11 protein-coding genes and 1 pseudogene are annotated in these 12,166 nt (G+C 43.2%); all 12 read right to left on the bottom strand.

Translation table 11 applies throughout. From position 1 onward, the window contains the following. Nucleotides 1-6 precede the first annotated feature (6 nt). The 12 genes and pseudogenes from fliF to sucD all read right to left on the bottom strand — a co-directional run bounded on the left by fliF (nucleotide 7) and on the right by sucD (nucleotide 12,162). Nucleotides 7-1,593: a flagellar basal-body MS-ring/collar protein FliF gene (gene fliF / locus GFC30_RS07440; protein WP_066323793.1), complete on the bottom strand. Its 1,587-nt coding sequence runs from the start codon at nucleotides 1,591-1,593 to the stop codon at nucleotides 7-9. 55 nt (nucleotides 1,594-1,648) lie between these two features. Next, nucleotides 1,649-1,939, bottom strand: a complete 291-nt coding sequence (gene fliE / locus GFC30_RS07435; protein ID WP_066323789.1) for a flagellar hook-basal body complex protein FliE — start codon at nucleotides 1,937-1,939, stop codon at nucleotides 1,649-1,651. 12 nt (nucleotides 1,940-1,951) lie between these two features. Continuing rightward, a complete protein-coding gene (gene flgC / locus GFC30_RS07430) occupies nucleotides 1,952-2,401 on the bottom strand; it encodes a flagellar basal body rod protein FlgC (protein WP_066323784.1) in 450 nt (149 codons plus the stop codon). Between the two features lie 3 nt (nucleotides 2,402-2,404). Beyond that, on the bottom strand, nucleotides 2,405-2,797 hold the full coding sequence (gene flgB, locus GFC30_RS07425; protein WP_066323780.1) for a flagellar basal body rod protein FlgB: 393 nt from the start codon (nucleotides 2,795-2,797) through the stop codon (nucleotides 2,405-2,407). Nucleotides 2,798-2,943: 146 nt separating this feature from the next. Continuing rightward, nucleotides 2,944-3,723 (bottom strand): GTP-sensing pleiotropic transcriptional regulator CodY, encoded by a 780-nt coding sequence (gene codY / locus GFC30_RS07420; protein ID WP_066323776.1) that lies wholly within the window; start codon nucleotides 3,721-3,723, stop codon nucleotides 2,944-2,946. A 13-nt stretch (nucleotides 3,724-3,736) separates the two neighbouring features. Continuing rightward, the gene (gene hslU, locus GFC30_RS07415) at nucleotides 3,737-5,119 is read right to left on the bottom strand and encodes an ATP-dependent protease ATPase subunit HslU (protein WP_066323773.1); all 1,383 of its coding nucleotides are present in this window, start codon (nucleotides 5,117-5,119) and stop codon (nucleotides 3,737-3,739) included. 15 nt (nucleotides 5,120-5,134) lie between these two features. Beyond that, nucleotides 5,135-5,674, bottom strand: a complete 540-nt coding sequence (gene hslV / locus GFC30_RS07410) for an ATP-dependent protease subunit HslV (RefSeq protein WP_066323770.1) — start codon at nucleotides 5,672-5,674, stop codon at nucleotides 5,135-5,137. 184 nt (nucleotides 5,675-5,858) lie between these two features. Then, nucleotides 5,859-6,758 (bottom strand): annotated as a pseudogene (xerC, locus tag GFC30_RS07405) (tyrosine recombinase XerC); the annotation flags it as partial. A 55-nt stretch (nucleotides 6,759-6,813) separates the two neighbouring features. Next, entirely contained in the window at nucleotides 6,814-8,109 is a 1,296-nt protein-coding gene (trmFO, locus tag GFC30_RS07400) for an FADH(2)-oxidizing methylenetetrahydrofolate--tRNA-(uracil(54)-C(5))-methyltransferase TrmFO (RefSeq protein WP_066323767.1), read from the bottom strand. 44 nt (nucleotides 8,110-8,153) lie between these two features. Next, entirely contained in the window at nucleotides 8,154-10,229 is a 2,076-nt protein-coding gene (topA, locus tag GFC30_RS07395; protein WP_066323764.1) for a type I DNA topoisomerase, read from the bottom strand. Nucleotides 10,230-10,316: 87 nt separating this feature from the next. Then, on the bottom strand, nucleotides 10,317-11,198 hold the full coding sequence (gene dprA / locus GFC30_RS07390) for a DNA-processing protein DprA (protein WP_066323761.1): 882 nt from the start codon (nucleotides 11,196-11,198) through the stop codon (nucleotides 10,317-10,319). A gap of 61 nt (nucleotides 11,199-11,259) precedes the next feature. After that, nucleotides 11,260-12,162 (bottom strand): succinate--CoA ligase subunit alpha, encoded by a 903-nt coding sequence (gene sucD / locus GFC30_RS07385; protein WP_066323759.1) that lies wholly within the window; start codon nucleotides 12,160-12,162, stop codon nucleotides 11,260-11,262. Nucleotides 12,163-12,166 lie beyond the last annotated feature (4 nt).

The raw sequence follows: 12,166 nt of genomic DNA, 5'->3' as shown, positions 1-12,166 counted from the left end.
CTCCTTTTAGTCTTCCGCTAACCATGTTCTTAACAACTGCGCAAACTCATCTGGTTTTTCTTTCGCCAGCTTTTCTAGCTGCTTACGCCGTAATGTAGCTTCTGTTTCTTTCTCCTCATGAATATCTGGGAGTTCCGGCATAAGAGATTCGCCAATGAATTCGTCCATCGCTTCGTCTTCCTTTTTCCGCCGACGCATAAGGAAAAAGACGGCTAGACCGATTAACACAAGTAAAAGTGCTCCACCAGCGATGTATGCCCACGTTGGAATGGTCGTTTGTGGTTGTGTAAAATCTGTTTTCCCATTAAATTTTTGTACGGAAACGACAATCCGATTTTGAATGTCTTGATCGGTCAACGTTTGCCCGTCTTGTTTATCAATCGATGTGCGAACAACCGTACCTAAAATTTTCTTAATATCATCAACGGTTTGCTGGGATAATGAACTCGGGTTTTTCGGGTTTGGTGGCTCGACCATCACTTGAATGCCTAAATCCCTTACTTTATATGGACTTTCGACAATTTTCTTTTTGATTCGGTTTACTTCGTTGTTAATGGTTTCTTCTGTTTTTTCATAGTCTCCATTCGAATTGCTTGTGGAGGATTGATAACCCGGAACCTCGCTTGTGCCTGTTCCAGCTGTCCCGCCCGGCTGTGCACCTTGTCCAGAATATGTTTCTTTAATGCGTTGCACACTTACAGCTATCCCTTGTTTGTTCTGCTCATCCACTGGAGCAACTAGATTTTCTTCTCGGTTTTCTTGTGTAAAATCGACATCTGCTGTCACCGATACGACAACTTTATCTTGCCCCATCATCGTACCAAGCATTTGTTGAATTTGCCGCTGAATGTCACGTTCAATCTGTTTTTTAATTTCGTTTTGTGTGGCAAACGCAGTCGCTGTCGAAAATTTTTCATCATTTTTTAGGTCAAAGTACTCAAAATATTGGTTCATAATGACGATATTATCAGTAGGAAGATTAGGGACGCTCTTCGATACGAGATGGTATAACGCCTTTATCTGTTCGTCACTAAACTTATAGCCTGGTTTTGTTTTTAAGACGACAGAAGCAGACGCCTCGCCCTGGTCATCCGATACAAATACGCTCGGCTGTGGAAGATTGATCATCACCTTGGCATCTTCCACGCCGTCTATATTTTTAATTAAATTAGCGAGTTCGGTTTGCATCGCTTTCAATTTGACGACGTTAAACTCATTATCCGTCATACCAAAACTAGCGTTTTTTCCAAAAAATGAGTAATCGATACTTCCGCTATCCGGAATCCCTTGCGCTGCTAATTCTACTTTTAATGTATCTGCTAGTTTTTCGGGCACTTTTATCGTTGTCCCGTTATCCGCTACTTCCGACTGAACGCCACGTTGATCGAGCGTGGCTTTAATTTGCCCAGCTTCTTGTGGCGTAAGATTGCTATACAACGGAACAAAATTCGTTTTCGTCGCAAAATACGAGGCTGTTCCAACAATCGTAAAGAAAAGAAGAGCCGCACCTATCGCCATTGTTTTTTGCGTTTTTGTTCTTTCCCGCCAAAAAGTAGCTATTCGTGTCAGCCACTCTTTCATTCGTTGATTCATAGTATTCCTCCGATTATTGCAAGATAAATAGAATGCTTGTTTAGCAGTGCATTAATTATACTTGCATCCGCATCATGTCTTGGTAGGCTTCAATCGCCTTATTGCGAATTTCAACCGCAAGTTGCAACGAAATGCTTGCTTTTTGAGAAGCGATCATGACTTGATGTAAATCAACGTTCTCTCCTTTTACTAGTTTTTCTGTCAGTTTGTTCGCTTGGATTTGTTCATCGTTCACTTTGTCGATGGCATCTTTCAAAAAAGTTGCAAACTCCTTTTGAGCGTCTACTGGTTTGGCAACCGGCGCCATCGTCGTCGCTGAAAGTAGATTATTTATTTTATTAATCATCGCTCATTCTCCTTATTTTCCGATTTCTAACGCTTTCATTAACATTCCTTTCGATGCATTGAACACGGTCACATTCGCTTCATAGGACCGAGTGGCACTCATTAAATCGACCATTTCTTTTAACGGATCGACGTTCGGCAGTTGGACGTAGCCGTCCTTATTCGCATCCGGATTCGTTGGGTCATACACGAGCTTAAACGGAGTTTGGTCTTCGACAATTTTCGTAACCCTTACTCCATTCCCAACAGAAGAGCGATCCATGGCTGCTTGCAAATACGAAGAGAACCCCTTTTCCATCGGCTCCATCACTACTACTTTCCTCCGATACGGTTCCCATTGTCCATTAACCAATTTCGCGCGCGTCGTATCAACATTCGCCATATTGGAGGAAATAACGTCCATTCTTAGTCGCTGAGCAGTTAATGCGGATGCTGTTGTATTTAAGCTTTGAAAAATAGACATGCATTATTTTCCTCCTTTAATGACCATTTTTAACGTGTTAAACTGACCATTCAACCGTTCCACTAACGCATTATAATAAATTTGGTTTTCGGCTAACTCCGACATTTCTTTATCGATATCGACACTATTTCCATTATGATTGTATACTGTATCGTTTCTTGTCGTCACTAAAAAATTGCTAGTATCCGGGCTTTTGAAGGAAAAATGTTTTGGATTGGTTCCATATGCTTCCAGCGGTGCTAGCGCTTGTTCAAGCGCTGTCTTAAAACGCACATCTTTTGCTTTATAATTCGGTGTATCCGCATTAGCAATATTGTTTGCAATTACTTTTTGTTTCAGAGACGCATAATCAAGACCTTGTTCGAGCATAGTAAACGTGCGTGAAAATAGTTTCACCAAAAATCCCCTCTTTATCTACCTTTTTCGACAATATCTGATATTTCTATTTTAAAAGAATGAGTAAATAATGTATAGTCGGAAGTTTGTACTATTTTTACCCTTCTCACAAAAAAAGGAGCTGATGACATCAGCCCCTTTTTTTGTTAATGTGCCTTTAATTTTTCTAACTCTGTTAAAAACTTGTCATTTAACACTTTAATATATGTTCCTTTCATTCCAAGCGAGCGCGATTCAATCACGCCAGCACTTTCAAGCTTACGAAGCGCGTTTACAATGACCGAACGCGTAATGCCAACACGGTCAGCGATTTTACTTGCAACAAGCAATCCTTCTGTTCCGTCTAATTCGTCAAAAATATGCTCAATCGCTTCCAATTCGCTGTACGACAACGAGCTAATTGCCATTTGGACAACGGCTTTACTACGTGCTTCTTCTTCGATTTCCTCCGCTTTTTCACGCAAAATTTCCATACCAACAACCGTCGCCCCGTATTCTGCTAAAATTAAATCGTCATCATCAAACTCGCGATCAAGTCTTGATAGGATAAGCGTACCGAGCCGCTCCCCACCACCGTTAATCGGCACGATTGTCGTTAAACCCGTTTTAAACAATTCACGATTTTCAACAGGGAACGCTGTGTATTCGCTATTAATATCTAAGTTCGGCGATGTTTCTGTAATGTTAAATAAATTGTTCGTATATTCTTCTGGGAACTGACGATCTGCTAGCATTTTTTTCATTCGTTCATTTTCAATTGATTGCTTAATCGCAAAACCCAATAGTTTCCCTCGGCGACTAACAACAAACACGTTCGCTTCGATTACTTCGCAAAGTGTTTCCGCCATTTCTTTAAAATTCACTGGTTTTCCTGCCGCTTTTTGCAACATCGCATTAATTGTTCTTGTTTTTTGTAATAAATTCATCTCTAACAGCCTCCTACAAAATAAACTCGCTCAAATCTTTATTTTTGACGATATTTCCTAGTTTTTGTTCCACATATTGTGGGGTAATGATAATTTTTTCAAGTGTAATATCTGGTGCTTCAAACGATAAATCTTCTAGTAACTTTTCCATAATCGTATGCAGTCTCCGCGCGCCAATGTTATCTGTCGTTTGGTTGACTTCATACGCTACTTCCGCAATCTTACGAATAGCATCGTCAGAAAATTCAAGTTGTATACCTTCTGTTTCCAAAAGCGCGGTATATTGCTTAATTAGCGCATTGTTTGGCTCTACTAAAATTTTGACAAAATCATCAACTGTTAGCTTCGATAGCTCTACCCGAATCGGGAAACGTCCTTGTAATTCTGGGATTAAATCGGACGGCTTTGCCATATGGAACGCACCCGCGGCAATAAATAAAATATAGTCCGTTTTCACCGGGCCGTATTTCGTCATCACCGTCGACCCTTCCACAATCGGTAAAATATCACGCTGCACCCCTTCGCGGGAAACGTCTGCAGAAGAGGTGTGTCCCCTGCTAGCAATTTTATCGATTTCATCAATGAAAATGATTCCTGATTGTTCTGCAAGGTAAATGGCTTCTTGTGTCACTTCGTCCATATCAATTAATTTTTGTGCTTCTTCGTTTGTCAACACTTTCCGCGCTTCGCTTACTTTTAACTTCCGTTTTTTGCGCCGTTTCGGCATAAAGCTACTAAGCGCATCTTGCATATTCATCCCCATTTGCTCAATGCCCGCACCTTGTAAAAAGTCAAACAATGGCACTTGCTGTTCCTCGACTTCGATTGTTACGAATTCGTCCTCAAGCTCTCCGTTCGCTAATTGCATCGCGACTTGTTTTCGCTTTTGCTCCACGTATTGATCTTCTTTCGCATCGTCTTGTGGCGTCGGTTGACCGCCCCCAAACAACAATTCCAACGGGTTTTTCATCGTCTGTTTTTGCTTCCCTGGCACTAATAATTCAACGAGCCGTTTATTTGCTTGCTTCTCTGCTCGGTCTTTTACGTCGTTCATTTTTCGCTCTTTCACTAACCGGACAGCTGTTTCGACAAGGTCACGCACCATTGATTCGACATCGCGACCGACATAGCCGACTTCTGTAAATTTCGTCGCTTCCACTTTAATGAACGGAGCACCGACAAGCTTCGCAAGCCGTCTTGCGATTTCCGTTTTCCCTACCCCTGTCGGCCCAATCATTAAAATGTTTTTCGGCACGACTTCATCGCGCAACTTCTCATCGAGCAAGCTACGGCGATAACGGTTGCGCAAAGCGACCGCCACTGCTTTTTTCGCTTCTTTTTGACCGACGATAAACTGATCCAACTTTTCAACAATTTGCCGAGGCGTTAAATTCATCGCATTTCCCTCCGCTTATAATTCTTCGACGATGATATGGCCGTTTGTATACACGCAAATGTCTGCAGCAATTTCTAGCGCGGCTTTCGCAATTTCTTTTGCGGTCATTTGCTCACCAGCGTATCGCTTCAATGCTCGACCAGCCGAAAGCGCGTAGTTTCCACCGGAGCCAATCGCTAAAATGCCATCATCCGGCTCAATGACTTCACCCGTTCCAGACACTAACAGCAAATGTCGCGCATCCATGACGATTAGCATCGCTTCTAGCCGACGCAACACTTTATCACTTCGCCATTCTTTCGCTAGTTCGACCGCTGCGCGCTGCAAATTGCCATTATATTCTTCAAGTTTTCCTTCAAACATCTCAAACAGCGTAAACGCATCCGCCACTGCACCAGCAAATCCAGCCAACACTTTGCCACGAAAAAGTTTTCGTACTTTTTTCGCCGTATGCTTCATGACGACCGCATTACCAAACGTCACTTGGCCATCCCCAGCCATTGCACACGCGCCGTTATGATGAATTGCAAAAATCGTTGTCGCATGGAACTCCATAAAACTCCTCCTTTAAAAAGGAAAATAAAAATCAATCGCCTTCGCTTTTCTTGGCTAGCTGCGAACTAACATCCTCCTCCGCGTCTGCTTTCGCCGTTCGACGTGCAAGCACGTCTTCGTCGAACGCTTGCGCTTCCGTCGGATGTTTCCCTGGCAAAACCAAGGATCGTTCTGCGCTTTTCTCGGCTCGCGGATGGGTGTGTAGATAAATGTCGCGCAGACGGTCTTTCGTTACATGCGTATAAACTTGTGTGGAAGAAAGGCGAGTGTGACCGAGCAATTCTTGAACGGTTCGCATATCCGCTCCTTCATTAAGCAAGTGGGTCGCAAACGTGTGCCTAAATACGTGCGGGCTTACTTTTTGTGTTAACGCCGCTTTCTCTACGATCTCATGAACCACGTGCCGTACCCCTCGAGGTGTTAAAGGACGCCCGCGAAAATTGACAAATAAATAAGAATGAGCGACGTTCCCTTTTTGCAACAGTTCGTTTCGGCCGTTTTGCACATATCGCTCAAGCGCTTCTTTCGCAAACCGTCCAAACGGAACGTACCGCTGCTTATTTCCTTTCCCATAAATTAAAATCGTCGACAACGAAAAATCGATATGGGAAAGCTGAATGTGACAACATTCACTAACACGAATACCCGTTGCATAAAGCAGTTCTAAAAGCGCTTGATTGCGCTGACCGAGCGCTGTATTTACATCATTGACATGGAATAAACATTCTAATTCTTGTTCGTACAAAAAATGCGGAATTTTTTGTTCCTTTTTTGGCAACGTCGCAAGCGCAAATGGATTTTCGGCGACTTTCTTTTCCCGCAGCAAAAATTTATAAAAACTGCGCAAACTAGAAATTTTGCGAGAAATGGAGCGACTCGTGAAGCGCTCGTTATATAGCTTCGTCAAATATAACCGGACATCGCTATACGTCACTTCGTGTAATCCTCCAATCGCCTGCTCATGCATAAATGCAAAAAATTGTTCAATATCATGTGCGTAACACGCAATAGTATATTGTGAATAATTTTTTTCAATTTGTAAATATTCTATGAATAATTGTAACGAAATTTTCAAACTTTCCATTCGTAACACCTCACAAGGGCTACTAAATATTAACACATATTAGTAGCCCTTGCAATTATTTTTTTATAAAATTCTGAATTGTGTCCAATGCCCGTTTCGCGTATTGTTCGTTGCGCTGTTTTTTGTCTTTAATCGTTTCTTCTAACGGCGCAAACAAGCCAAAATTAGCATTCATTGGCTGGAAGTATTTTGGGTCGGCCGACGTAATATAATGGGCCATGCTGCCGATTGCCGTTTCTTTCGGAAAAACGAGCAACTCTTGTCCTAATACGAGTCGGGCAGCGTTTATGCCAGCGACTAATCCAGACGCAGCCGATTCGACATATCCTTCGACCCCTGTCATTTGTCCTGCGAAAAACAAATCATCGCGCCCTTTATACTGGTACGTTGGTCGCAACAACTTCGGCGAGTTGATGAACGTATTTCGATGCATGACACCGTAGCGAACAAATTCTGCCTGTTCTAAGCCTGGAATGAGGCGAAATACTTCTTTTTGATCGCCCCATTTTAAGTGGGTTTGAAAGCCGACGATATTATAAAGCGTACCGGCCGCATCGTCTTGGCGTAGTTGGACGACCGCAAACGGACGTTTCCCTGTGCGTGGATCTTCAAGTCCAACCGGCTTCATCGGACCGAACAATAATGTTTTCTTTCCCCGTTTTGCCATCACTTCAATCGGCATGCATCCTTCAAAATAAATTTCTTTTTCAAATTCTTTTAACGGCACCGTTTCCGCAGAAATAAGTGCCTCATAAAACCGATCAAATTCCGCTTCCGTCATCGGGCAATTGATATACGCGGCTTCGCCTTTATCGTAGCGAGATTTTACATACACTTTATCCATATCGATGCTTTCTTTTTCCACAATCGGAGCAGCAGCGTCATAAAAATATAAATATTCTTCCCCCGTTAACGCTTTTAGTTTCTCAGAAAGCGCTGGGGATGTTAATGGACCTGTCGCAATAACCGTCGGATCTGATGGAATATCTGTGACTTCCTCGCGAATGACCGTGACGTTCGGATGGTGTTGCACAAGGTCAGTAACGCGCGCCGCAAACTCATGGCGGTCAACTGCCAGCGCTCCTCCTGCCGGAACCGAACATTCGTCTGCTGCTTTCATAATCACAGAATTTAAACGGCGCATTTCTTCTTTTAAGACACCGACAGCATTTGTTAATGTATTGGCTCTTAACGAGTTGCTGCAGACGAGCTCCGCAAATTTTTCTGTATGATGCGCTGGCGTTTGTTTTACTGGACGCATTTCGTACAAGCGTACTTGAACGTTTTGGTTCGCTAATTGCCATGCTGCTTCGCTTCCGGCTAATCCTGCACCAATGACGTTTACAATCATGTTGTTTCCCTCCTCGCATAAAAACGGTGAGAAGCTCTCACCGATTATGATTGTCGCTCTTCTTCATAGTCACATTTTACACATTGTACTTGGATTCCTTTTTTCAACTTTTTCTCTACGAGCAATGCGTCGCATTTTGGACATGGGCGTGCAAGCGGTTTGTCCCACGACATAAAATCACATGCTGGATAGCGGTCACACCCATAAAAGACCCTCTTCTTTTTGCTGCTTCGTTCCACGATATTCCCTTCATGACAATGTGGACATTTCACGCCAACTTCTTTTACGATTGGCTTCGTATGTCGGCATGCTGGGAAATTGGAACAGGCTACGAATTTCCCGAACCGTCCCATTTTGTATACCATGGGACTGCCGCACACGTCACAATGGATACCAGCTGGTTCGTCTTTTATTTCTACTTCTTTCATTTCTTTTTCGGCAATGTGTAAGCGTTTTTCAAATTCTTGATAAAACTCATCGATTACTTTTACCCATTCCATTTTTCCTTCTTCAATCTCGTCTAAGCTTTTTTCCATTTTCGCTGTAAATTCGACGTCTAAAATTTCTGGGAAAAACTCAAGCATTAATTCTGTAACGATTTCCCCAAGTTCGGTTGGAACGAACCGTTTATTTTCGAGCACGACATAATTTCGTTTTTGAATCGTATCTAACGTCGGCGCATACGTAGATGGACGCCCAATTCCAAGTTCTTCAAGCGTTTTTACGAGTCGCGCTTCCGTATAGCGTGGAGGTGGCTGCGTAAAATGTTGCTTTGGCTCAATATCTTTCCCAATGACCGTTTCCCCTTCTTTTAGTTCTGGAAGCAATCGGTCTTGTTCGTCCATTTGGTCATCCGTTCCTTCTACATACACCTTCATAAACCCTGGAAATTTGACTTTTGCCCCATTTGCTCGGAACAGAACGCCGCCATTTTCTAAATCGACGCTCATCGTATCTAACAGTGCTGGCGCCATTTGGCTTGCGACAAACCGCTCCCAAATAAGCTTATATAACCGAAATTGGTCGCGACTTAAGTACGGCTTTACCGACTGCGGGTCGCGAAATACGGACGTTGGACGAATCGCTTCATGCGCATCCTGTGCATTGGCGCTTTTTTTCTCTTTTCGCTTTTCTTGTGCTACGTAGTCTTTGCCGAATGTAGACTCGATATACGAAAGCGCGTCTTGTTGCGCAGTTTCCGATACGCGCGTCGAATCAGTACGCATATATGTAATTAACCCCACCGTGCCATCACTGCCAAGGTCAATGCCTTCATACAGCTGCTGCGCTAACATCATCGTCTTTTTCGTCCGGAAGTTCAGTTTACGCGCTGCTTCTTGCTGCAAGGAAGACGTCGTAAACGGCGGCACTGGATTTCGTTTGCGCTCTTTTTTTGTCACTGCTTTTACTGTAAAGCGATTCCCATCTAGGCGCGATAGCACTGCGTTTACGTCAGCTTCTGTTTTTAACTCCAGCTTCTGTCCATCGACTCCATAAAAAGAAGCGGTGAACACCTCGTGTTGTTTGATAAATTCCGCTTGAATCGACCAATATTCTTCTGGTTGGAATGCTTGAATTTCTTTTTCCCGGTCGATAATAAGCCGCAAAGCGACGGATTGCACCCGCCCAGCGCTTAAGCCTTTTTTTACTTTCTTCCAAAGGAGCGGACTAATATTGTAACCTACCAGTCTGTCAAGTACGCGTCGCGCCTGTTGTGCATCGACCAAATGCATATTGATTGCCCGCGGATGCTGAAACGACTCGCGAATAGCATCTTTCGTAATTTCGTTAAACACGACGCGGCAATCCGAATGAATATCTAGCTCTAACATATGGGCAAGATGCCAAGCGATCGCCTCCCCTTCTCGGTCAGGGTCGGCCGCTAAAAACACTTTTTTCGCTTTTTTCGCGGCTGTTTTCAGTTCTTTAATCACCGGACCTTTTCCGCGAATTGTAATATATTTCGGTTCATAATCGTTGTTTATATCAACGCCCATTTGGCTTTTTGGCAAGTCGCGAATATGTCCCATCGATGCTTTTACTTTATATTTTTTTCCTAAGTAACGCTCAATCGTTTTTGCTTTTGCCGGTGACTCGACGATGACGAGATATTCTGACATACTTAATCCTCCCTTAAGAGGTAAAATTAAAATCTTCATTATTATTAATGATTACATAGGCATTTGTCAAACATGATGTGAAAAATTTTATCTTATTGGAAATATATGTTCAAATTCTTCCATAATATCTTGCGCCGTTCGAACAAGTTTTGCTCCTTGTTGAATAAGTTTATTCGTTCCATTTGCCTGCTCTGAAAAAATCGAACCAGGCACAGCGAACACTTCCCTCCCTTGTTCCAATGCAAGAGAGGCGGTAATAAGCGAACCGCTTTTTTCTTTCGCCTGCACGACGACCGTCCCGAGCGATAAGCCGCTAATGATGCGGTTTCGCAACGGAAATTGCCATTTTTGCGGCTTTGTTTGTGGCGGATATTCTGAAACAATAAGATGGTCGCGCATTAACTGTTCTGCCAGCGCGCGATTTTGCTTCGGATAAATATGCTCTATTCCCCCTCCAATGACAGCAATCGTCTTTCCGTGGTGCTCGACCGCTAATTCATGCGCCGCAGTATCAATACCTAACGCAAGACCGCTGACAATTGTCCATCCTGCTTGAATAAGAGGAGGAAGGATTGTCTTTAGCGCACGAATCCCTTCGGCTGTCGGCTGCCTCGTGCCAACAACACTAATCATTTTCATATCCGAAAGCCATTTGATATTTCCTCTTGCATACAACACCCACGGCGGCTGAAAAATGTGCTTTAGCCAGTTTGGGTAGCTGTCATCGAAAATCGTAATAACGTGAATATGTTTATCCTTATATGTTTTTATCATACTTTTGATAACAGGGGAATGTAAATCTTGGAAAAACGAAGAATTTCGTTCGGGAAAAATCGACATGGTGGGAGCAGGAAGAGAAAAAAGAGAGGAAAGTGTTTGGTCAATACGTAATAATTGGTCGATTGTTTTCCAGCCGACGCCGCGGCAATGATGAAGATGAATTAACCGTTCCCGGACAGATGAATACATCGAATCTCCCTTTCTTTCGTAAAATGGAAAAATCGTCCCGCATCACGCGGGACGGCTTCGATTAATGTGTTTTGCATTTTTCGTAAAGTCCTTGCTCTTTTAACACAGCAATTAACGTTTCACCAATAACAGCAGGTGTCTCTGCTACTTTAATGCCGCATTCGTTCATTTTCTTAATTTTTTCCGCAGCAGTTCCTTTTCCGCCGGAAATGATCGCACCAGCATGTCCCATTCGTTTTCCTGGAGGCGCTGTTTGTCCACCAATAAAACCGACAACCGGTTTTTTCATGTGCGCTTTTACCCATTCTGCTGCTTCTTCTTCTGCTGTACCACCGATTTCGCCAATCATAATGACAGCATATGTTTCTTCGTCTTCGTTAAACGCTTTTAATACATCGATAAAATTCGTACCATTGACTGGATCGCCACCAATACCAACCGCTGTCGACTGACCAATGCCAGCTTGTGTTAACTGATGAACGGCTTCGTACGTTAACGTACCAGAGCGTGAAACGATGCCGACATGCCCTTTTTTATGAATGTAGCCAGGCATAATGCCGATTTTGCATTCTTCTGGAGTGATGACACCTGGGCAGTTTGGTCCAATTAGACGCGTTTTCTTTCCTTCCATGTATCGTTTCACTTTCACCATGTCAAGAACAGGAATGCCCTCGGTAATACATACAACGAGATCTAATCCTGCATCAACAGCCTCCATAATTGCATCTGCCGCAAACGCTGGTGGAACGTAAATAACAGAAGCGTTTGCTCCTGTTTTTTCTACCGCTTCAGAAACGGTATCAAATACTGGCACGCCTTCAATTTCTGTGCCGCCTTTTCCAGGAGTAACTCCACCGACAATTCTCGTTCCATATTCTAACATTTGTTTTGTATGGAACAACCCTTGTGACCCCGTAATTCCTTGCACGATGACTTTTGTGTCTTTATTAATAAAAACGCTCATTCTT

Source organism: Anoxybacillus amylolyticus, from assembly GCF_001634285.1.
Taxonomy (GTDB): Bacteria; Bacillota; Bacilli; order Bacillales; family Anoxybacillaceae; genus Anoxybacteroides; species Anoxybacteroides amylolyticum.
This window is presented reverse-complemented; position numbering and strand designations above follow the sequence as displayed.

Bases quoted from the DNA above. Each gene is read 5' to 3' on its own strand.
- fliF (WP_066323793.1), bottom strand. From the start codon at position 1,593: ATGAATCAACGAATGAAAGAGTGGCTGACACGAATAGCTACTTTTTGG.
- fliE (WP_066323789.1), bottom strand. From the start codon at position 1,939: ATGATTAATAAAATAAATAATCTACTTTCAGCGACGACGATGGCGCCG.
- flgC (WP_066323784.1), bottom strand. From the start codon at position 2,401: ATGTCTATTTTTCAAAGCTTAAATACAACAGCATCCGCATTAACTGCT.
- codY (WP_066323776.1), bottom strand. From the start codon at position 3,723: ATGAATTTATTACAAAAAACAAGAACAATTAATGCGATGTTGCAAAAA.
- hslU (WP_066323773.1), bottom strand. From the start codon at position 5,119: ATGAATTTAACGCCTCGGCAAATTGTTGAAAAGTTGGATCAGTTTATC.
- hslV (WP_066323770.1), bottom strand. From the start codon at position 5,674: ATGGAGTTCCATGCGACAACGATTTTTGCAATTCATCATAACGGCGCG.
- trmFO (WP_066323767.1), bottom strand. From the start codon at position 8,109: ATGATTGTAAACGTCATTGGTGCAGGATTAGCCGGAAGCGAAGCAGCA.
- topA (WP_066323764.1), bottom strand. From the start codon at position 10,229: ATGTCAGAATATCTCGTCATCGTCGAGTCACCGGCAAAAGCAAAAACG.
- dprA (WP_066323761.1), bottom strand. From the start codon at position 11,198: ATGTATTCATCTGTCCGGGAACGGTTAATTCATCTTCATCATTGCCGC.
- sucD (WP_066323759.1), bottom strand. From the start codon at position 12,162: ATGAGCGTTTTTATTAATAAAGACACAAAAGTCATCGTGCAAGGAATT.